21 protein-coding genes and 1 pseudogene are annotated in these 20,298 nt (G+C 76.6%); 9 read left to right on the forward strand and 13 right to left on the reverse strand.

The window, feature by feature from the left end; genetic code table 11:
- Positions 1 to 6: 6 nt before the first annotated feature.
- A complete protein-coding gene (locus GC089_RS03660) occupies positions 7 to 231 on the forward strand; it encodes a hypothetical protein (RefSeq protein ID WP_155376527.1) in 225 nt (74 codons plus the stop codon).
- 79 nt (positions 232 to 310) lie between these two features.
- Entirely contained in the window at positions 311 to 694 is a 384-nt protein-coding gene (locus tag GC089_RS03665; RefSeq protein WP_155376528.1) for a VOC family protein, read from the forward strand.
- Positions 695 to 788: 94 nt separating this feature from the next.
- On the opposite strand, the gene GC089_RS03670 is transcribed toward GC089_RS03665, so the two are convergent.
- Positions 789 to 1,886, reverse strand: coding sequence for an NADH:flavin oxidoreductase/NADH oxidase (locus GC089_RS03670; protein WP_155376529.1), 1,098 nt, complete (start codon positions 1,884 to 1,886; stop codon positions 789 to 791).
- 236 nt (positions 1,887 to 2,122) lie between these two features.
- Here GC089_RS03670 and GC089_RS03675 point away from each other — a divergent pair, with 236 nt between their 5' ends.
- Entirely contained in the window at positions 2,123 to 2,866 is a 744-nt protein-coding gene (locus GC089_RS03675; RefSeq protein WP_155376530.1) for a hypothetical protein, read from the forward strand.
- A 111-nt stretch (positions 2,867 to 2,977) separates the two neighbouring features.
- Complete coding sequence (locus tag GC089_RS03680) at positions 2,978 to 3,628, forward strand: hypothetical protein (protein WP_155376531.1); 651 nt, start codon at positions 2,978 to 2,980, stop codon at positions 3,626 to 3,628.
- Positions 3,629 to 3,646: 18 nt separating this feature from the next.
- Here GC089_RS03680 and GC089_RS03685 read toward each other — a convergent pair whose 3' ends face one another.
- Positions 3,647 to 4,699 carry an RDD family protein gene (locus GC089_RS03685; protein WP_155376532.1) on the reverse strand — a complete coding sequence of 351 codons (1,053 nt, stop codon included), beginning with the start codon at positions 4,697 to 4,699 and terminating at the stop codon, positions 3,647 to 3,649.
- Positions 4,696 to 4,818 carry a hypothetical protein gene (locus tag GC089_RS19600; RefSeq protein ID WP_255449040.1) on the reverse strand — a complete coding sequence of 41 codons (123 nt, stop codon included), beginning with the start codon at positions 4,816 to 4,818 and terminating at the stop codon, positions 4,696 to 4,698. Before GC089_RS19600 ends, GC089_RS03685 begins: the two co-directional genes overlap by 4 nt.
- 151 nt (positions 4,819 to 4,969) lie before the next feature.
- Between GC089_RS19600 and GC089_RS03690 the strand changes: the two genes are divergently transcribed.
- Complete coding sequence (locus GC089_RS03690; protein ID WP_230685040.1) at positions 4,970 to 5,491, forward strand: GNAT family N-acetyltransferase; 522 nt, start codon at positions 4,970 to 4,972, stop codon at positions 5,489 to 5,491.
- Between the two features lie 158 nt (positions 5,492 to 5,649).
- Here the strand turns inward: GC089_RS03690 and GC089_RS03695 are convergent, their stop codons facing one another.
- The 4 genes from GC089_RS03695 to GC089_RS03710 are packed head-to-tail and all read right to left on the reverse strand — an operon-like array spanning position 5,650 to position 8,292.
- The gene (locus tag GC089_RS03695) at positions 5,650 to 5,988 is read right to left on the reverse strand and encodes a DUF3140 domain-containing protein (RefSeq protein ID WP_155376533.1); all 339 of its coding nucleotides are present in this window, start codon (positions 5,986 to 5,988) and stop codon (positions 5,650 to 5,652) included.
- Positions 5,989 to 6,020: 32 nt separating this feature from the next.
- Complete coding sequence (locus GC089_RS03700) at positions 6,021 to 6,254, reverse strand: hypothetical protein (protein ID WP_155376534.1); 234 nt, start codon at positions 6,252 to 6,254, stop codon at positions 6,021 to 6,023.
- Positions 6,251 to 7,504 carry an NAD(P)/FAD-dependent oxidoreductase gene (locus tag GC089_RS03705; RefSeq protein ID WP_155376535.1) on the reverse strand — a complete coding sequence of 418 codons (1,254 nt, stop codon included), beginning with the start codon at positions 7,502 to 7,504 and terminating at the stop codon, positions 6,251 to 6,253. The genes GC089_RS03700 and GC089_RS03705 overlap by 4 nt, the downstream gene beginning before the upstream one ends.
- On the reverse strand, positions 7,501 to 8,292 hold the full coding sequence (locus GC089_RS03710) for a trans-aconitate 2-methyltransferase (protein WP_196250809.1): 792 nt from the start codon (positions 8,290 to 8,292) through the stop codon (positions 7,501 to 7,503). Before GC089_RS03710 ends, GC089_RS03705 begins: the two co-directional genes overlap by 4 nt.
- A 184-nt stretch (positions 8,293 to 8,476) precedes the next feature.
- Here GC089_RS03710 and GC089_RS03715 point away from each other — a divergent pair, with 184 nt between their 5' ends.
- Positions 8,477 to 9,046 (forward strand): helix-turn-helix domain-containing protein, encoded by a 570-nt coding sequence (locus GC089_RS03715; protein ID WP_155376537.1) that lies wholly within the window; start codon positions 8,477 to 8,479, stop codon positions 9,044 to 9,046.
- A gap of 124 nt (positions 9,047 to 9,170) precedes the next feature.
- Here the strand turns inward: GC089_RS03715 and GC089_RS03720 are convergent, their stop codons facing one another.
- Positions 9,171 to 9,461: a DUF4287 domain-containing protein gene (locus GC089_RS03720; protein ID WP_155376538.1), complete on the reverse strand. Its 291-nt coding sequence runs from the start codon at positions 9,459 to 9,461 to the stop codon at positions 9,171 to 9,173.
- Positions 9,462 to 9,613: 152 nt separating this feature from the next.
- On the opposite strand from GC089_RS03720, the pseudogene GC089_RS03725 reads away from it, so the two are divergent.
- Positions 9,614 to 10,659: pseudogene (locus tag GC089_RS03725) on the forward strand (alcohol dehydrogenase catalytic domain-containing protein).
- Between the two features lie 837 nt (positions 10,660 to 11,496).
- Positions 11,497 to 13,131: a glycosyl hydrolase family 18 protein gene (locus tag GC089_RS03730; RefSeq protein ID WP_155376539.1), complete on the forward strand. Its 1,635-nt coding sequence runs from the start codon at positions 11,497 to 11,499 to the stop codon at positions 13,129 to 13,131.
- A 115-nt stretch (positions 13,132 to 13,246) separates the two neighbouring features.
- Here the strand turns inward: GC089_RS03730 and GC089_RS03735 are convergent, their stop codons facing one another.
- The 3 genes from GC089_RS03735 to GC089_RS03745 form a co-directional block, all read right to left on the reverse strand.
- Positions 13,247 to 14,848 carry a methyl-accepting chemotaxis protein gene (locus GC089_RS03735; protein WP_196250810.1) on the reverse strand — a complete coding sequence of 534 codons (1,602 nt, stop codon included), beginning with the start codon at positions 14,846 to 14,848 and terminating at the stop codon, positions 13,247 to 13,249.
- Positions 14,849 to 15,203: 355 nt separating this feature from the next.
- A complete protein-coding gene (locus tag GC089_RS03740; RefSeq protein ID WP_155376541.1) occupies positions 15,204 to 15,998 on the reverse strand; it encodes an aldo/keto reductase in 795 nt (264 codons plus the stop codon).
- Positions 15,999 to 16,093: 95 nt separating this feature from the next.
- Entirely contained in the window at positions 16,094 to 16,714 is a 621-nt protein-coding gene (locus GC089_RS03745; RefSeq protein ID WP_155376542.1) for a TetR/AcrR family transcriptional regulator, read from the reverse strand.
- A 75-nt stretch (positions 16,715 to 16,789) separates the two neighbouring features.
- Here GC089_RS03745 and GC089_RS03750 point away from each other — a divergent pair, with 75 nt between their 5' ends.
- On the forward strand, positions 16,790 to 18,673 hold the full coding sequence (locus GC089_RS03750; RefSeq protein WP_196250811.1) for an ABC transporter ATP-binding protein: 1,884 nt from the start codon (positions 16,790 to 16,792) through the stop codon (positions 18,671 to 18,673).
- A 51-nt stretch (positions 18,674 to 18,724) separates the two neighbouring features.
- On the opposite strand, the gene GC089_RS03755 is transcribed toward GC089_RS03750, so the two are convergent.
- Both GC089_RS03755 and GC089_RS03760 read right to left on the reverse strand, forming a co-directional pair.
- Positions 18,725 to 19,864, reverse strand: a complete 1,140-nt coding sequence (locus tag GC089_RS03755; RefSeq protein WP_155376543.1) for an acetamidase/formamidase family protein — start codon at positions 19,862 to 19,864, stop codon at positions 18,725 to 18,727.
- Complete coding sequence (locus GC089_RS03760) at positions 19,861 to 20,298, reverse strand: RidA family protein (protein ID WP_155376544.1); 438 nt, start codon at positions 20,296 to 20,298, stop codon at positions 19,861 to 19,863. The genes GC089_RS03755 and GC089_RS03760 overlap by 4 nt, the downstream gene beginning before the upstream one ends.

Raw genomic sequence — 20,298 nt, forward strand, 5'->3', positions numbered from 1 at the left:
ATGGCCGTGAGCACCGTCGCAGCCGAGCGCGTGGACGCGCGGGCGAGCGTGCCGGTGAACGGTGCGGGTGACGGCGCCGTGCAGGTCCCCGTGCAGGTCCCCGCGCGCGTCCCGGTGCCCTGCGCCGCGCGCCCCGGCACCGCGCTGTGGCACATCGACGGGCCGTGCTGCTGCTTCGTCGGCGGACCGCCCCCGGAGTTCGCGCCGAGCGTGCGGCCGACCGCGGGCTGACGGGGCGCGCGCCGCGGCCGTGTCGGAGGCGCCCGGTACGGTCGGTTTCGTCCGACCCACCCAGGCGAGGGGGCTCACCATGGCGCACGGCGACATCACGCACATCGACATCCCCGTGACCGACATGCAGCGGGCGACGCAGTTCTACGGCGCGCTGTTCGGCTGGCGGATCCAGGAGTACCCGGGCTTCGAGGGCTACCCGATGTGGCAGGCCCCGAACGGGATCAGCGGCGGCGGGCTCGCCCCGCGCAGCGAGGGCTTCACGAGCCCGCGCAGCTACGTCGAGGTCGACTCGATCGAGGACGTGCTGGCCCGGGTCACCGAGCTGGGCGGCGAGGTGCGCCTGCCGCGCACCCCGATCGACGAGACGAGCTGGTTCGCGTCCGTCGTCGACCCGGACGGCAACGAGATCGGGCTGTACGAGGGGTCGACCGCCGGGCAGGACGTCCCGGACGAGGGCTGAGGCCCGCACGGGGACGCGACGGGGCCCGGCCACCCCGTGGTGACCGGGCCCCGTGGTGCACGCGCCGCGGACGTCGCCGTGCGCGGCAGGCGGCTCAGCGCAGCAGCGTCTGCGCCCGCTCGTACTGCTGCGGCACGACCGGCTCGACCCCCAGCTCGAGCGCGGCGCGCAGCGGCCAGTACGGGTCCGCGAGCAGCGGACGGGCCAGGGCGACGGCGTCGGCCGAGCCGTCGGCCAGCACCTGCTCTGCCTGAGCGGGGTCGGTGATCATCCCGACGGCCACGGTCGGCACGCCGGCCTCGGCGCGGATGCGGGCGGCGAACGGCACCTGGTAGCCCGGGCCGGCCGGGATCCGCACGCCCGGCAGGTTGCCGCCGGTGGACACGTGCACCATGTCGACGCCCAGCGGGGCGAGGTCGGCGGCCAGGCGGACCGTGTCGTCCGCGGTCCAGCCCGCGGGCTCGACCCAGTCCGTCGCGGAGACCCGCACGAGCACGACGACGTCCTCCGGGACCGCCCCGCGCACGGCCTCGACGACCTCGCGCACGACGCGGGTCCGGTTCTCGAAGGAGCCGCCGTACTCGTCGTCGCGGCGGTTGCTGTCGGGGGAGAGGAACTGGTGCAGCAGGTAGCCGTGCGCCGCGTGCACCTCGACCACGTCGTAGCCGGCCTCGACCGCCCGCACGGCGGCGTCCGCGAACGCGCGCACGACGTCGCCGACCTCGTCGGTCGTCAGCGCCCGCGGGGCGGGGTGGCCGTCGGCGAACGGCACCGCGCTCGGCGCCACGGTCTGCCAGCCGCCCTCCTGCGCGCCCAGCAGCGCACCGCCGCGCCAGGGGGCGTCCGTGCTCGCCTTGCGACCCGCGTGGGCCAGCTGCACGCCGGCCTTCGCGCCCTGCGCGTGGGCGAGCGCCGTGAGACGGCGGTGCCCCTCCCGCTGGGCCTCGTTCCACAGCCCGAGGTCGAACGGCGTGATGCGCCCCTCGGCCGTGACCGCCGTCGCCTCGGTGATGACGAGCGCCGCGCCGCCCGCCGCGCGCGAGCCGTAGTGCTGCACGTGCCAGTCGTGCGGCACCCCGGCCGCGGGTCCGCTCGGCTCGGCCGAGTACTGGCACATCGGCGCCATCCAGACCCGGTGCGGGAACGTGACACCGCGCAGCGTGAGCGGCGTGAACAGGGCGGGCGTGCTCATCGAGGTCCTTCCGTGGATGGGGCGGCGCGCGGGCGCGACCGCCTCGAGGGTCAACCGGACCCCACCGTGCCGTCTTCCGTGCGGGACCTCGGCACGCGCTCCCTGTGGCGCGTCCCACACGCCGAACGGGTGACGGCCCTCATCCGGGACGCGGCGGATGCCGATGCGCACCGGTGCGGTACCTGCGCTGCCGCCCGCCGGACCCGGCGCGCCGCCCACGACCCACCGAGGTGCCCGTGCCCCGTGCCCGCACCGGTCCGTCCGTCGCCGCGCCGACGGGCCGGCCGCTGTGGTGGGTGCGCTCGGTGCACGCGCCCGCCGGCGGCGCGGACGCGGCCACCGTGGTCGTCCACGGCGTCGCGAGCGCGGCCCGGCCCGACGGCACCGTCGTGGACGTGGGCGCCGTCCCCGCCGGGGCGGCGCTGGCCGGTCGCGTGGGACGCGTCAGCGCACGCGCCGACTCGCTCCGCCTGCTGCGCGTGGAGCTGCTGGGCGAGCACGCGCCGGCCGCGCCCCGCCTCGTCCTGGTCGAGCGGGTGCGGCCCGACGCGGATCCCGCCGGTGCCGAGCTCGCCGCGTTCGACCACGCGGCCGTCGCGGCGCTGGCCGCGGGCGTCGGGGCGTACGTGCCTCCCGGGACCGTGCTGACCGCGGGGGACGCCGTGCGCCTCGGCCTGCGCGCCGCCGCCGGCGTCGGCGTGGTCGCGTGGTGCCCGTCGACCGGGGACGTGCGGGCGGTGCACGTCGAGCCCGGCCGCCGTGACGGTGCCGCGGTCGCGACGTTCCTGCTGGTCGCCGCGGGCGGTGCGTGCGCGGCCCGGGACTGGCCGCCGCTGCAGGGCCTCGACGTGTCGGCCGGCACCCGCGCCGGAGCAGGCCTGCGTGTCCGGCGTCGTGCCGCTCGGCGGCCGCCCGCTCCGGTCCCGTCCCCGCGCCGGGTCCCCCTCCTGCCGCGTCCCGTGCCACCGCAGGAGGGCTGACGCGGCCCACGGCCCGTCGGTCCGCCACGCCTGCGGGTGCGGGCGCTCGGACGCCGTCGTACGGTCGCGCCAGCGCCGGCCGTCCCGGGCGGCCCGACGGCAGGAGCCCGCGTGACCGCCACCGCCAGCACCGTCGACGGCGCCGCCGAGGAGGCGGGACGCGTGGCCAGGACCCCGGACGACGCGCCGCGGAATCCCCGCGCGGTCGTGGCGCTGCTCCTGCGGGGCCCCGGCGGCGTCGTCCGCGCGGTCGGGCTCGTCTGCGTCGTCGTCGGGCTGTCCGCCCGCGGACCGGTGGACGCCGCCCTGTTCGCGCTCGTCCTGGCCGGGCTCGTCGTGCCGCTCGCCGGGCGCGTCGCCCCGGGGCTGGACGCCGCGTACGGCGTCGGCCTGCTCGCGGCGGCCTGGTGCGGCGCGCTCGGCCTGTACGAGCGGGTCGCGTGGCTCGACGTCGCGGCGCACCTCGTCGTGACGGGGCTGGTCGCCGCCGTCGCCCACCTCGTGGTGGCACGGCGCACGGGTGCCGTCGTCGAGCCCGCGCACGCGACCGGGCCGGCCGCCCGGTTCGCGTCGGTCGCCGTCACCGCGAGCCTCGGCCTCGCCCTGAGCGTCGCGTGGGAGGTCGGCGAGTACCTCGGCAACGCCTACGTCGACGCGGAGATCCACGTCGGCTACGCCGACACGGTCGGCGACCTCGTCATGGGCGGGCTCGGGTCGGCGGTCGCCGGGGTGGTCCTCCTGCGGCGCCGGTCGGCGGCCTGATCCGTCGGCCGGGGGCCGTCAGAGCAGCACGGACCCGCAGGACGGGCCGCGCACGCCCTCGACCTCCGTCCAGGCGACCCACCGCCAGGGCTCCTCGGCGCCACCGTGCGCGGACCGGTCCGGCAGGCCGTCCAGCAGGGCCGCGGGCAGGTGCGCCGACCAGTGCCCCGCGCCGTAGGACGTCAAGACGTCGTCCACGCTCCCGAGGAGCGTGCCCTCCTCGCGCAGCCACCCGTCGGCGGTGGCGACGCCGTGCGGCGTCTCGACACGCTCGGGCACGCCGTCGCGCAGGTCCACCGTCACGACGCGCGCGGGCTCGCCCGCGCCGGTCTCGATCCGCAGCCCGAGGCGCACCGCGCCCTCCGGGACGTCGTCCAGCCGCCAGCTCACGTCGAGCGTCCCCCCGTCCGTGCGGAACCGCCGCGTGATCCCGAGCCGGGTCTCGTGCACGTCGCCCGCGCTCCAGGACAGGTCGGCACCGACGAGCGCCGCGGGCGGACCGTCGGCCGCCGCCGTGCCCGTGGCCGGGTCGGTCCCGTCGGTGCCCGGTGTGCAGGTCGTGGCGCCGGTCGCCGGCCCGCTCGACGTCGCCAGCCCGAACGCCGCCCCGAGGGCGCACGCCAGGGCGGCCGCGACCGTGACGGGCACCGAGGGGCGCTCCGGGCCGCGCGGACCCGCGAGCCGCTCGACCCACCGGACGCGACGCACGACGCGCGTCTGGACCACCTCGGTCCCCGCGAGCCCGTCCGCGAAGGTCCAGCCGCGCGGGTGCCACAGCGGGCGCAGGTACCCGATGAGCAGCACCGCGTCGAGCAGGTGCAGCAGGGCGCGGCCGACCGCGCCGAGCAGGCCCGTCGGCCGGCCGTCGACGCGGCGGACCACCGCGATGCCGAGCACCCGCTTGCCCGGGGTCGCCCCGGTCCAGCCCTGGCACGCCAGCAGGGCGGCGAGGGCGACCAGGGCGACGGGCCACGTCGCCACGCCCTGCAGGTCCCGCCCGTCGCCGGTCACCGCGCCGAGCATCGGCACCGCCGGCCCGAAGTCGCCGCGCCCGCCGAGCAGGAACGTCACCGTCCCACGACCCAGCCGTCGAGGACCGCCGCCAGCACGCGGCGCCACCACGGCGCGATCCACGGGGCGTCGGCGGCGGGCAGCTCGGTCGCGCGGTCGAGCCCCGTCGTCGTCACCACGGGCCGATGCTGCCACCACCGAGGTCGTCGCGGGGCCGGTTCGGGCCGGCCTCTGTGCCACGATGCGGCGGGCCGGTCCGCGCGGTCGCGTCGTCGCCGGCCCGGCCCGTCGCGTCGGCACCCGCCGGCGCCGCCCCCTCGGAGGTCCGCCGTGCCCACGACCGTCGACCTGACGATCCGCCCCGACGACCCGCACCGCCCCGACGTGCTCGCGCTGCTCGAGGAGCACCTGGCGGACATGTACGCGACGTCCCCGGCGGAGTCCGTGCACGCGCTGGACCCCGCGTCGCTCGTCGGCCCGGGCCTGACGTTCTGGACGGCGCGCGACGCGACGGGCGCCCTGCTCGGCTGCGCCGCGCTCAAGCAGCTCGCGGCGGACGACGCCGAGCTGAAGTCGATGCGCACGGCCGGCGCCGCCCGCGGGCGCGGCGTCGGGGGTGCGCTGCTCGCGCACGTCCTGGCCGAGGCGGTCGCGCGGGGGTGCCGCACGGTGCACCTCGAGACGGGCACGCAGGAGTACTTCGCCCCGGCCCGCCGGCTGTACGCGCGCGCCGGCTTCGTCGAGTGCCCACCGTTCGGCGACTACGTCGAGGACCCGCACAGCGTGTTCTACCGGCGGGACCTCCAGGGCGGGGCGCCGACGCCCGGACGGGGCGCCGCGCCGCACGGGTGAGGCGGGGCGCGGGTGAGGCGGGGCGCGGGTGAGGCCGGGCACGGGCGAGGCGGGGCACGGGTGAGGCCGGGCGCGGGTGAGGCGGGGCACGGGCGAGGCGGGCACGGCGAGGGCCGGGACGCACCGCGCGTCCCGGCCCTCGCCGTCGTCGCCCGCCGTCAGGGTGACGGCTTGAGCGGGTCGTGCCCCAGCGACATGAGCCGGTGCCGCCACTCGGCGCTGCCCGCCTCGGGCTCGGGCTCGTCGCCGCGCTCGGCGCGCACCTCGGCGACCACCGAGCGCATGACCTCGACGTCGTCGGGCGTGAGGTCGGTGCGGCGCTTCGCGAGGATCGCGAGCACCGTGCGGGAGCGCTCGTCACCGGCCTGGTCCGGCTCGGTCTCGGTCGTCGTGCCCGCGGCCTGCGTCGCCAGCCACTCCTGCAGCTCGCGCGAGGTCATGTTCACGACCGTGTGGAAGTCCTCCCACAGGTCGTCGTCGACGGGGCTGTCCGCCATGTCGTCCCCTTCCGTCGGTGCCGGTGCGTGCGTCAGGAGCGGCCGAGCCGCTCCTTGAGCAGCGCCTTGCCCTGCTCGGCGCCCTTGCGGCTCTCGGCCTGCGCCCGCCGGAAGAAGTCCGCCAGGTCGCTGTCGCCGTCGCGCTCGGCGTCCTGGATGTAGCCCTCGAGGCGCAGGACGTTGCTCAGGCACGTCTCCGTAAACCAGATGACGTTGTAGTCCTTGTCCTTGGTCCCGGTGACGGACCCGGTCTCGCTGTCGCTCATCGTGCGCTCCTCTCGCTCCGGGTGGTGCGGTGCGTCGGGAGCGGCCGTCCGGCGGCCGTGCCCGACGGCACCCACGCTAGGGCGGAGGGCGCGCCCGGGCGCGTCGAGCGTGCGGCGCTGCGGCTGCACCGCGCGGGCCCGGACGTCGGCAGCGGGCGGGCCGGACGGCGGCAGCGGGCGGGCCGGACGAGCGGGCGGGCCCGGCGCGCGCCGGTGCCCGCCCACAACCCGTCAGGCCCGGTCGCCCGCCGGTGCCAGCCCGCGCAGGCCCTCGTCGCCGGCCGCGCCCGGTGCGGGCGCCCCGGTCGCGGCGTCCGACGGGCCGCGGCGCGCGCGGACCGCCGCCTCCGCGTCCTCGTGCACCAGCTCGCCGTTGATGCCGGCCCCGCGAGCACACCCGCGGCGGCGGACGCCCCGACCATGGCCGGCAGCTCGGTCGCGTTCCCGGCGACCCACACGCCCGGCACGTCGGTGCGGCCGCCGGGGGACGAGGCGACGTACGTGCCGAAGGCGTGCTCGCTCACGCTGCCGCCGAGCCGCTCGTACAGGTCCGCGTTCGCGACGAAGCGGGGGGCGACGGCGAGCGCCTCGACCTCCACGCGGCGGCCGTCCGCGAGCACGACCGCCCGCAGCGCGTCGTCGTGCTCGAGCCGCTCCACCTGCCCGCGGACCACGCGCACGCCCAGCGCGGTGAGCTGCTCCCACGCCTCGTCCTCCGGCTCCGGGGCGGTGTGCAGGAACAGCGTGACGTCGTCGCTGAGCTGGCGCAGCAGCAGGGTCTGGTGCACTGCGTTGTCGCTCGTCCCGAGCACGCCGATGCGCCGCCCGCGGACCTCCCAGCCGTGGCAGTACGGGCAGTGCAGCACGTCCGCGCCCCAGCGCTCGCGCACGCCCGGCACGTCGGGCAGGACGTCGGTCAGCCCGGTGGCCAGCAGCAGGCGGCGCGCGCGCACGACGTCACCGCCGGCGAGCTCGACGACCAGGTCGTCGCCCTCCCGCCGCGCGTCCACGGCGCGGTCGCGCACGACGACCGCGCCGTACCCCTCGGCCTCGCGCCGCCCCGCGGCGAGCAGCTCGTGCGGGGGCACGCCCTCGCGGCCCAGCAGGTTGTGCGCGGCGTGCGCGGCCGCGTTGCGCGGTTCACCGGCGTCCACGACCAGGACGGACCGCAGCGAGCGGCCCAGTGTCACGGCGGCGGCCAGCCCGGCGGGGCCACCGCCCACCACCACCACGTCGTACCGCTCGGTCATCGTGCACCTCCGTCGTGCGTCGTCGGGGAAGTCGGGGGAGTCGGGGGAGTCGCGCGAGCGGCGGGAGCCGGGCCGGCGTGCGGCCGGCGGGCGAGCCAGACGGTCCGCTCGGCGCGCACGGGCAGCGCGTCGAGCGTCGCGGGGTGCTGCGCGAGCAGGCGGTCGAGCGTCGTGACGTCCGCGGGCGCGAGGCGGTCGGCGAGGGTCGAGCGCAGGAGCGCGAGCCAGGCGCGCCCGAAGCGCGCGTCGACCGCCTCGGTCGCGACGTGCCGGACGTCGAGGAGCTCGAACCCCGCGCGCTCGAGGTGCGGCCCCCAGTCGGGATGAACGTTCCACGTCGAGGCCGCCTGCGCGAGGCGGGACGCGAGACCGGGGGCGAGCGCGTCGGTGAGCAGGCGCACCTGCTCGTCGAGCTCGACGACCACCGCGACGCCGCCGGGACGCAGCGCCGCGTGCGCCTCGCGCAGCACGCGGTCGGCGTCGGCGAGGTGGTGCAGCGAGGAGGCCGCCCACACGGCGTCGACGCGGCCGGTCAGGGGCCAGCCGGCGTCGAGGTCCGCCTCGAGCGTGCGCACCCGGTCGGCCACGCCCGCGGCCGCGGCGGCCGTCCGCAGGTGCGCGAGCATCGCGGGGGAGCGGTCGACCGCGACGACGGTCGCCCGGGGCAGGCGCCGCGCGAGCGCGAGCGCGCCGGTGCCCGTGCCGGCGCCGAGGTCGACGACCGTGCCGGCGCCGGGCAGGTGCGCGGCGACGAGGTCGACGGCACCGGGCAGCCAGCCGCCCAGCACCTCCGCCTCGAGGTCCAGGAGGGCCCGTGGGCGACGGCGTCGACGTGGGGGCCGTGGTGGTGCGGCGGGTCGGGGTGGGGGTCGGGGTGGGCGTGCCCGGTGCCGGGCCGCGCGTGCTGCGGGGCTGCGTGGGTCATGCGTCCACGGTAGGCACGGCGTGCGCTGGCGGCATAGGGTCTTGCGCATGACGCAAGACGTGGACCTCGACGCGGTCGTCCGGCAGCGCGTGCGCGGGCTCCGGCTGGCACGGGGCTGGTCGCTCGAGGCGCTCGCGGCCCGCTGCTACATGAGCCCCTCGACGCTGAGCCGCATCGAGACCGGCCACCGCCGGATCGCGCTCGACCAGCTCGTCCCGTTGGCGCGGGCGCTCGGCACGACCATCGACCAGCTCGTCGAGCCGGTCGAGGACGAGGACGTCGTCATCCGTCCCGAGCCCGAGCAGGTGCACGGCATGACGACGTGGCTGCTCACACGGCCGGGGGCGATCCCCGGGATGACGGTCGCGAAGCTGCGCGTCACGCCGCGGCGGCCGGTGCGCGAGCTGCGGGTCCACCCCGGGCGGGAGTGGTTCACGGTGCTGTCCGGCACGGTGCGGCTGCGGCTGGGCGAGCGTGTGATCCACGTGGGTCCGGGGCAGGCGGCCGGCTTCTCGACGATGGTGCCGCACGCCATCGAGGCGGCGGACGGCCCCGTCGAGCTGCTGAGCATCTTCGACCGCGACGGCGAGCGCGCCCACCTGCGGGCCGACGCCTGAGCCGTGCTGCCCCGGCGGTGTCGCGGGGACCGCGCGAGGTCGGGCGCACCTGCGCCCGCGCGCACGACCCGCGACCGCGCCAGGCGTGCGACCTCGCGCCGGTGGCGTCGGTGCCGGACGGGCGTCAGGACGGGCGGGTCGCCCTGCCGTCCAGCCACAGGGTGCTCGACGCGTCCGCGTGCGTGCCGCCCGAGCCGACGTGCTTCCCGGAGATCTGCGGGCCTTTGGTCAGCACGTGCCAGAACGCCATGGCGTGCCCGCGTCCGAGCCCGTACTCGTCGGCGAACCACGTCACCACCTGCCCGGCCTTGGTCCCGGGGGCGTCGAGCCCACGCTCGCGGGCGACCGCGAGCAGCTCGCGCGGGGTCAGGCCGGTGCGGTCCTCGATCGTGTCCAGGTAGGCCTGGAAGGACATGCGGGCTCCTCTCGTCGTGGGCGGCTCGGCGGCGCCGCCGTCGCGGGATGGACCCGGCACGAGCCCGGAACTCATCGGCTCACCGACGCCGGGCCTGCGCACGCCGTCACCCCTACGGCAGGGGTGCGGGCGGGGTGCGCGAGGATACGCGGGTGCGTGCGCTCGTGGTGGAGGAGTTCGGTGCGGTGCCCGTGGTGCGGGAGGTGCCCGACCCGGCGTGCCCGGACGACGGGGTCGTGGTGCGCGTCGCGGCCACCGGCGTCTGCCGCAGCGACTGGCACGCCTGGCAGGGGCACGACGACGGCGTGCGCCTGCCGCACGTGCCCGGGCACGAGCTCGCGGGGACCGTCGTCGCGGTCGGCGACCGCGTCCGCGACTGGGCACCCGGCGACGTCGTCACCGTGCCGTTCGTCTGCGCGTGCGGCTCGTGCGCCACGTGCCGCGCGGGTGAGCACCAGGTGTGCCCCCACCAGACCCAGCCCGGCTTCACGCACTGGGGCTCCTTCGCGGAGCTCGTCGCGCTGGACCACGCCGACACGAACCTGGTGCGCGTCCCGGCGGGCATGACCCCCGTCGAGGCGGCCTCCCTCGGCTGCCGGTTCGCGACCGCGTACCGGGCCCTCACCGTGCACGGCAGGCTCGGCGCTGGCCAGGTCCTGGCGGTGCTCGGGTGCGGCGGGGTCGGGCTGTCGGCGGTGATGATCGGCGCCGCCCTCGGCGCACGCGTCGTGGCGGTGGACCCGTCGCCCGCCGCGCGCGCGGCGGCCCGGGCCGCGGGTGCGGACGTCGTCCTCGACCCCGCGGGCGGTGCCCCGCCGACGTGGCCGCACGGGTCGCGGCCGCCGCGGACGGCGGTGCGCACGTCGCGCTCGACGCCCTGGGCAGCCCGGCGACCGCGCAGGCCGGTGTGCTGTCGCTGCGCCGGCGCGGCCGGCACGTGCAGGTCGGCCTGCTGCTCGGCGCCGACGCGGCGACCGCCCTGCCGATGGACCGGGTCGTCGCGCACGAGCTCGAGGTGTACGGCAGCCACGGCATGGCGGCCCACGAGTACCCCGCGATGCTGGCCGCGGTGGCGGAGGGCCGCCTCGACCCGGGGCGGCTGGTGGGGCGGACGGTGGACCTGGACGGTGCGGCCGAGGCCCTGGCCGCGCTCGGCCGCCCGGCGGCGCACGCGGGGATGACGGTCGTCGTCCTCTGACGCACCGCGCAGGCCTCGACCCACCGGCGCCGCCTCTGCCCCGGGCGCCGCCGGCGGCGCCGTCACCCACGTCGTCACCTCCGAGCGCGGCATCCTCGACGCCATCGCCCGGAGCGAGCACCGCCGAGCGCTGACGCCGGGACATCACCCACCGGGCCACCCCCACCCACCAGGCCGCGCCGTACCTCGCCGAGCTCGCCACGACCCGCCGAGTTCGGCGAGACCTCCCGAGCTCGCCACGACCCGCCGAGTTCGGCGAGACCTCCCGAGCTCGCCACGACCCGCCGAGTTCGGCGAGACCTCCCGAGCTCGCCACGACCCGCCGAGTTCGGCAGTTCCGTGCCGAGTTCGGCAGCTGTAGCCGTCTCACTCGGCGCAGAACCACCGAAGTCGGCGGGGTGGGGGCTCGGGGGGCGGGCTGGGGCTCGGGGGCGGGGCGGGGCGGGGGCGGGTCGGGGCGGGGTTGCCTGCTGGGCGGTGCGGATCGTGTTGCCTGCTGGGCGGTGCGGATCGTGTTGCCTGCTGGGCGGTGCGGGTGGTGCAGCGGCGGGCGTGTGCGGGTGGTGGAGGCGCGCCGCAGCCCACGTCCTGCGTGAGCGGGGAGCGGACTGCTGGGACGTCCGCGCCGGTGCACGCGTACCGAAGCAGCGTGCTTCACCCGAACGTGTGGTGCCGCTGCCCTGAGCAGGGACAACGCGCGCGTGGCTTCCCGTCCCGGGCGGTGTCGACATCGTTATCGAGAGTCATAGGACCATTGACTCCCCGCCCGCCTGGTCCTAGCGTCGATCTCGTCCCTATTTGTACGGCCTCCTTACAAATCGACGACAGGAGTCGGTCATGGTCAGGAGCAGTGCGCACCACCCTCGCGGCCCGCGATCCCCCCGCGGCCGTGCCCTCGCCGCGGCGCTCACCGCGCTGGGCCTCCTCGGTACCGGGCTCGCCGTGGCGCCCGGTGCGACGGCGGCCGGCGCCGTGACGGTCACGTTCACCTCCCAGGGCGACTGGGGGACCGGTCACCAGGTCGCCGTCACGGTCACCAACGGCACGTCGGCGAGCGTCCCCTCGTGGTCCGTCGACTTCGCGCTGCCGAACGGCGCGACCGTCGGCAGCGCCTGGGACGCCGACCTCACCCGCAACGGCTCGGCGTACCGCGCGACGAAGAAGTCGTGGGCACCCGCGCTCGCGCCCGGGGCCTCGCAGACCTGGGGCTACGTCGGCACCGGGCCGTTCGTGCGCCCCACGAGCTGCACGGTCAACGGCGCCTCGTGCAGCGGGGGTGGGACGCCGACGTCCACGCCCACCGCCACCCCGACGGCGACGCCCACGCAGAGCCCGACCCCGACCACGCCCCCGCCCACGGGCTCCAAGGTCGTCGGCTACTTCGCCGAGTGGGGTGTCTACGGGCGCAACTACCACGTGAAGGACATCGACACCTCGGGCTCGGCGGCGAAGCTGACCCACATCCTCTACGCGTTCGGCAACACCACGGGCGGCCGGTGCTCCATCGGCGACTCGTACGCCGACTACGAGAAGGCGTACACGGCCGAGCAGTCGGTCGACGGTGTCGCCGACACGTGGGACCAGCCCCTGCGCGGCAGCTTCAACCAGCTGCGCGAGCTGAAGAAGAAGCACCCGCACCTGAAGGTGATCTGGTCGTTCGGCGGCTGGACCTGGTCCGGCGGCTTCACGCAGGCGGCGCAGGACCCGCAGGCGTTCGCGGAGTCCTGCTACAACCTCGTGGAGGACCCGCGCTGGGCCGACGTGTTCGACGGCATCGACGTCGACTGGGAGTACCCGAACGCGTGCGGCCTCACGTGCGACACGAGCGGCCCGCAGGCGTTCGACCGCGTCGTCACCGCGCTGCGCAACCGGTTCGGCCCGAACAACCTCGTCACCGCCGCCATCACGGCCGACGGCAGCGACGGCGGCAAGATCGACGCCACCGACTACGCCACCGCGGCGCAGAAGCTCGACTGGATCATGCCGATGACGTACGACTACTTCGGCGCCTTCAACCCGTCGGGCCCGACGGCGCCGCACTCGCCCCTGACGGCCTACCCGGGCATCCCGCAGGCCGGCTTCAACTCCGAGGCGGCGGTGAACAAGCTGATCGCCAAGGGCATCCCGGCCCGCAAGATCCTGCTCGGTGTCGGCTTCTACGGCCGCGGCTGGAACGGCGTCACGCAGTCGGCCCCCGGCGGCAGCGCGTCGGGTGCCGCCCCCGGCACGTACGAGCAGGGCATCGAGGACTACAAGGTCCTCAAGCAGCGCTGCCCGGCGACCGGCACGGTCGGCGGCACGGCGTACGCGCACTGCGGCAGCCAGTGGTGGTCGTACGACACCCCGCAGACCATCGCCGGGAAGATGACGTGGGCCCGGAACAAGGGCCTCGGCGGCGCCTTCTTCTGGGAGCTGTCGGGCGACACGTCGAACGGCGAGCTGATCACGGCCGTCCAGGGCGGCTGGCGCTGAGGCTGGCGCTGAGGCCGTGTGCCGTCCCGCACCGCGGACGGCACACGGGGCACGGTCCGGACGTCCGCACGCGCGGGCGTCCGGGCCGTGCCCCGTCGTCCGGGCGAGCGGCGGATCAGTAGCGGTACGACCCCACGAGGTCGCCGAGCTCGCGCGAGACGCCCGTGAGGTCCTGGGCCGCCTGCCGCGACTCGTCCGCCGACGTGGTCGTCGCGCGCGCCACGTCCGCGACGTCGCCGATGCCCGTCGCGATCCGCTGCGAGTCCGCCGCGACCTGGGTGACGCCCCGGTTGATCTCCGCCGTGGTCGCGGCCTGCTGCTCCACCGCCACGGCGATCGTGCGCTGGTGCCCGTCCATCTCCTGGATCACGCGGGCCACCTCGGTGATCGCGGTGACCGCCCGCTCGGTGTCCGCCTGGATCGCCTCGATGCGGCGCGCGATGTCCTCCGTCGCCCGGGCCGTCTCCTGGGAGAGCTCCTTGACCTCGGTCGCGACGACGGCGAAGCCCTTGCCGGCGTCCCCGGCGCGCGCGGCCTCGATCGTCGCGTTGAGCGCGAGCAGGTTCGTCTGCTCGGCGATCCCGGAGATGAGCTGCACGACCTCGCCGACGGCGCGGCTCGACTCGCCCAGGCGGCCGATCGTCCCCACGGTCTGCTCCGCGACCGCCACGGCCCGGCCGCCGACGCTCACGGCCTCGTCGGCGCTGCGGGCGATCTCGCCGATCGACGCCCCCATCTGCTCCGAGCCGGCGGACACGTCCGCGATGCTGCGCGAGACGCCCTCCGCGGCCTCGGCGACGCTGCGCGCCTGCGCGGACGACTCCTGCGCCCCGCCCGCGATGTCCGAGGACACGGTGCCCACCCGGTCGCTGATCCGTGCGAGGTCGTCGCACCGGGCCCCGAAGGCGGCCATGACCTGCGACAGGCTGTCCAGCGCGGAGTCGAGCGAGCGCCCGAGCCGCGCGACCTCGTCGTGCCCCGTGACCGCGACGCGCTGCGTGAGGTCGCGCTCGGCGACCAGGCGCAGGACGTCGGCGGCCCGGCCGAGCGGACGGGTCACCCCGCGCGTCACGCGCCAGGCGACCAGGGCGCCGGCGGCCGCGGCGAGTGCCGTCACGAGGACCATGAGCAGCGCGAACCCGCCGGCGACCTCGCGCGCGTGGGCCGTCTCGCCGCCGTTCATCTCCTCCTCGAGGTCGATGAACACGTTGATGGCGGCGAGCCAGTCGGTGAAGGCCGGTGCGGCCTGGTCGAGCAGGACCTGCTGCGCGCCCGCGACGTCGCCGGCCCGTTGCAGCGCGACGACCTGGTCCACCAGCGGCAGCGTCCGCGCCTCGACCGCGTCGATGGCGTCCAGCGCGGCGCGCTCGGCGTCGGTGACGGCGTCCGGACCGGCGACGAGCGGCGCCATCGCGTCGGCCGACTCCGCGTAGTCGGCGGCGAGCGCCTCGATCTGCGCGACCGCCGCGGCGGCGTCCTGCGGCGAGCGCGCGAGCACGACGTCGCGCAGCGCGATCGCGCGGTCGTGGACGCTGCCCCGGAAGTTGATGGCGTACCGCTGCTTGACGCTGTTGACGTCGTTGATCGTCGTCAGCCGCGCCTGGATCTCGTCGACCCGCGCGACGCCCAACGCGGCCACCCCTGCCATCGCGACGATGAGCGCCGCGAACGTCAGCCCCAGCTTGCGGCCGACCGTGAGCCGTCCTGCTCCCCGCATGTCCACCCGTACCTCCCGCTGTCGTCGCCCCATCGGCGGTTGCGCGGGGGAGGTGAGGCGGGCAGTTCCGGGACGAGGTGTGGTTGACGTCACGTCGCCGCGTCCGGTAGACCTGTCCGGCGGTGGCACAACGGCGTGGCGCTGACGCAGGACACGGGGACGGTTCTCGGTAAGCCGCACCCGACGTGCTCGCCGGTCGGAGACGACGGCGGCGAGCACGTGCGAGGTGAGAGCGCGACCACGTCGCGAGCGACGCGGTGCGCGGCCGGACGAGCGGGGTCGCGGGAGGACGGGTCGCGGGAGACGGACGTGCGCGACGGCGCCGGCCCCGCAGGACCGACGCCGTCGCCGGAGGTCAGGACCCCGACCGCAGCCCGTCGATCGCCGCCATCTCGTCGGCGGTGAGCTCGAACGACAGGGCGCCGAGGTTCTCCTCGATGCGCTCGCGGCGCACGGACTTCGGGATCACGACGACGTCGTGCTGCACGTGCCAGCGCAGCACGACCTGGGCCGGCGTGACCCCGTGCGCGCGGGCCGCGGCGGCGATCGGCTCGGCGTCGAGGTCCGTGCGCTTGAGCGGGCTGTAGCCCTCCACGACGACGCCGCGCTCGCGGTGCGCCGCGAGCAGGTCGGGGTCGTGGTCGACCGGCGAGTAGGGGATCTGGTTGACGGCCGGTGCCTCGCCGGTCGCCGCGATGAGCTCGTCGATCTGCGCGATCGAGTAGTTCGAGACGCCGATGGCGCGCACCAGGCCCTCGTCGCGCGCCTTGATGAACTCGGCCCACACCTCGGGGCTCGCCTGCTTGTTCGGCGGCCAGTGCACGAGCCACAGGTCGAGGTGGTCGGTCGTGAGCGCGGTGAGCGACTCGGTGAGCGTCCGGCGCTCGCGGCCGCCGTGGTCCGGCGGGAGCTTCGTGGTGATGAAGACGTCGTCGCGGTCGATGCCCCGGGTGGACAGGGCCCGGCCCACCTGGGCCTCGTTGCCGTAGCCGGTGGCGGTGTCGACGTGCCGGTAGCCCAGCTGCAGCGCGGCGCTGACGGCGAGCTCGGCCTCGTCGCCCTCGGCCTGCCAGGTGCCGAAGCCGAGCACGGGGATGCGCCCGCCGCGGATCTCCAGGGTCGGTGTCTGGGGGTGCGTGGAGTCGGTCATGACCTCATCCTCACCACGGCGGCGACGTCCGCGCGCGCGGAACGCCGCGCCCCCGGGGGGCTGCGCGGGTGCCGGGGGTGGGCGTCGGTCGGGCGTCAGTCGGGCAGCGTCGCGCCGAGCGCCTTGCGCAGCGTGAGGAGCAGGTTGCCGACGACGGTGTGCCGGTCGGCGTCCCCGGCCCGCAGGGTGGCCCACGACAGGTACAGCGCCGACCAGAGCACGCCCTGCGACCAGTCGTCCGGCAGTCGGGGGTCGAGGGAGCCGTCCGCGCGGCCGCGTGCGCACAGGCGCTCGAGCGCGTCGCCGTTCGTCACGTCGTCGGCCCACGCCTCCTCGGGCACGAGCCCCGAGAACAGCACCGTGAGCAGGTCGCCGAGCTCGAGGTACTCCTGCGCGACCCGCAGCAGCGCCTCGAGGGCGGTGCCCTCGTCGAGCCGTGCGCGCTCGTGCGCGGCGGCGATCGAGCGGACCGCGTGACGGGCGACCGCGTCGAGCAGGTCGGCGCGCTCCGGGAAGTACCGGTGCAGGGTCGTGCGGCCCACGTCGGCGAGGTCGGCGACGCGGCCGAGCGGGGCGCCGGGGTCGGCGGCGAGCGCGCGGACGGCGGCCTCGACGATGGCCTGGCGCGTGCGTGCGCGTGCCCCCGTCTCGGCACCCGGCTCCCCGCCGGCGGCCGTCGGCGGGCCCGACGCGCGGGACGCCATGTCGTTCGCCATGAGCGAACGGTACATCGCGATCCCGCGGCGGAATTGTCGTTGACCGATATGGAACAGCAGTGTTCCACTCGAACCATGAGCGCCGACCCCGTGCCCGTCGCCACCGACCCGGACGCCCCCACCACCCCGCCCGCCACGACCACCGCCGCCGGCCCCGGCGCACCCGACGGCGAGCGCGCCGCCCTGCTGCCCCGCGGGGACCGGCTGCGGATCCTGCTCGACCTCGTGCGCCCCCACCGCCGCACCCTCGCCCTCGGCCTGGTGCTGGGGCTCGCCTCCACCGCCCTGTCCCTCGCGACGCCGATGGTGACCAAGTGGGTCCTCGACAGCCTCGGCGCCGACACCTCGCTCGGCCGGCCGGTCGCCGTGCTGCTCACGCTGTTCGTCGTGGGCTCCGTCGTGGGCTACGTGCAGTGGGTGGTGATGGGCACCCTCGCGGAGCGCATCGTGCTCGACGCGCGCGAGTCGCTCGTCCGCCGGTACCTGCGTGCGACCGTCGCGGCGATCACCGGCCGTCCCACCGGCGAGCTGGTCACCCGGGTGACCTCCGACACCGTCCTGCTGCGCGAGGCCGCGACGTCGAGCATGGTCAGCCTCGTCAACGGCACGGTCGCCCTCGTGGGCACGCTCGTCCTCATGGGCGTCCTCGACCTCGCGCTGCTGGGCACCACGATCGGCGCCATCGTCGTGGTCGGGGCGGTCATGGCGGTGCTGCTGCCGGGCATCGGCGTCGCCGAGAAGGCCTCCCAGGAGGCGCTCGGACGCCTCGGCGGGACCCTCGAGGGCTCGCTGCGCGCGATGCGCACCGTGAAGTCGAGCCGGGCGGAGGCGCGCCAGGCGGCGGCGATCCTGGGTGCGGCCCGCGAGGCGCGCGACCACTCCGTGCGGGCCGTGCGCACGACGGCGCTCGCCTGGACGGTCGCGTGGGGCGGGATCCAGCTCGCGATCATCGTCATCCTCGGCCTCGGTGCCTGGCGCGTCGCGCAGGGCGAGCTCCCCGTGTCGAGCCTCGTCGCGTTCCTGCTCTACGCCTTCAACATCGTCGGCCCCATCACCGAGCTCACGCAGAGCCTCACCCAGCTGCAGTCGGGCGTCGCCGCGGCGGGACGCATCAGCGAGGTGCAGGCGATGGAGGTCGAGCCGCAGGAGCCGGTCGCGACGGGTGCCGGGGCTCCGCCGCAGGCCGGCGACGACGTGCCGGTCCTCGAGCTGCGGGGCGTCACGGCGGCCTACGGGCCCGACCGCGAGCCCGCGGTGCGCGACCTCTCGCTCGTCGTGCCCCGGCGTGGCCACACCGCGCTGGTCGGTCCCTCCGGGGCGGGCAAGACGACCGTGTTCTCCCTGCTCCTGCGCTTCCTCGAGCCGCAGGAGGGCGAGATCCTCCTCGACGGCCGCCCGTACGCGGGCTGGAGCCACGACGACGTGCGCGCACGCTTCGCGTACGTCGAGCAGGAGACCCCCGTCGTGCCCGGCACGATCCGCGAGAACCTGCTGTTCAGCAACCCCGGGGCGAGCGAGGAGGAGCTCGCACGCGTGCTCGCCGCGGTGCGCCTCGACGGCGCGTTCGACGACCTGCCCGACGGTCTGGACACCCGCCTGTCGGAGACGTCCGTCTCGGGTGGGCAGCGCCAGCGCATCGCGCTTGCCCGGGCGATGCTCTGCCGGCCGCAGGTCATGCTGCTCGACGAGGCGACGGCCCAGGTCGACGGCCTCACCGAGGCCGCCGTGCACGACGGCATCCGCGCGATGGCCACCACCGGGGCCGTGGTCACGGTCGCGCACCGGCTCTCGACGGTCGTCGACGCGGACACGATCGTCGTGCTCGAGGGCGGCCGGGTGCGGGCCCGCGGGACCCACGCGCAGCTGCTCGCCGAGGACGCGCTCTACCGCTCGCTCGTCGAGGCGCTGCGCATCCGGGACGCCGACGAGGACGCCGCCCCCGTGCCCGCGGACGCCTGAGGCGACCGGGGCGCCGCCGGACGGCGGCGCCCCGGCACCCGCGGGCGGGGCTCAGGCCCAGGCGGCCCAGTCCCGCTTGGGGATCCTGCAGTGGACGCCCTTGACGGCGTCCACCACCTGGCTGACCTCGAAGTCGCCGGCCGCCGAGAGGTACGCGAGCGCGACCGCACGGGGGACCCCGAACCGGCCGTGCAGGAACGCGACCGCGTTGCGCACGGCGTGACGCATCGCCTCGTCGAGGTCCTCGTGCAGGCCCGTCGGCAGCCAGTGCGTGGCGGTCTCGACGACCGGGCCACCCGCCGCCCCGAGCACGGCCCGGCGGTCGGCCGCGCGGACGACGCCCAGCCGCAGCGTCGCGCGCAGCGACGCCTCGAGCGCCGTGAGCGCCACCTCCCCGTTGCCCTGCGCGAAGTGCGGGTCGCCGGCGAAGAACAGCGCGCCGTCCACGCCGACCGGCAGGTAGAGCGTCGACCCGACGCCCGTGTGCTTGACGTCGATGTTCCCGCCGTACGGCCCGGGCGGCACCGACGGCAGCGGCTCGTCCACCGGGGCGGCGACGCCCATGAGGCCGAGGAACGGGTCCAGCCCGAACTGCACGGTCCGGCCGCCGCCCGCGTCGATGAGGCCGACGTCGCGCCCGTCGCGCTCCTCGACCCACGCGTAGTGGCTCACGGTGCCGTCGCGCACGATGGCGTCCACGTGGCGGGTCGCGGCCGAGTCGAGGTCCTCCGGGAACTCGCCCGCCAGTGCGCCGTACCCGTGCCGGTTGCTCACGAACCCGTACGGCACGCGCCGGTCGAGCCGCAGCACGTCGACGCGCAGCACGTCGCCGCGCCGCGCACCCTCCACGTGCACGGGGCCGGTGACGACGTGCGGCCCGTCCTGCGCCCCGTTGACCAGCGGCGACGCGGCCACCTCGACCGCGTCGGCGAGCACCTCCTCGACGCCGAACTGCGCGAGGTAGCGGGCGGGGTCGCGGCCCTGGTCCGCCAGCAGGCCCTCGTGGCTCAGCGTGTCGACCGTGAGGGTCGCGCCGTCCGGCACGGCCAGCACCGCGGGCGTGCCCCGGTGCGGGAGCCACCCCCAGTGCACCTCGTCGGCGCGCGTCGGCAGGTAGTGCTCGCCCGGCAGGGGACCCTCGCCGGGCTGCAGCGCGGTACCGGTGCGGGCGAGGGTCGTCGTGTCGGTCATCGGGCACCTCCGGTGGTGGTGTCGCCGGGCAGGCCGACGACGAGGTCGATCTCGACGAGCGCGCCGACGGCGAGCCCGGTGGTGCCCACGCACGTGCGCGCGGGCAGCCCGTGCGGGAACCACGTGGCGTACTCGGCGTTGAAGGCGGCGTAGTCGTCGAAGTCCGTCAGGTACGCGCGGACCATGAGGGTGTCGGCGAGCCGGGCGCCGGCCGCCGTGAGGACGGCCTCGAGGTTGCGCATGACCTGCCGCGTCTGGTCGACGACGTCCTCGCCGACGACGAGGCCGGTGCGCGGGTCGGTCGGCATCTGGCCGGTGACCCACAGGGTGTCGTGCCAGCGGACGGCGTGCGCGAACGGCCCCACGGGCGCCGGCACACCGGGACGGCCGGTGAGGACGAGCGCCTCACGGGCGGGACGGTCGGGGGACGTCAT

Source organism: Cellulomonas sp. JZ18, assembly GCF_009720485.1.
Taxonomy (GTDB): Bacteria; Actinomycetota; Actinomycetes; order Actinomycetales; family Cellulomonadaceae; genus Cellulomonas.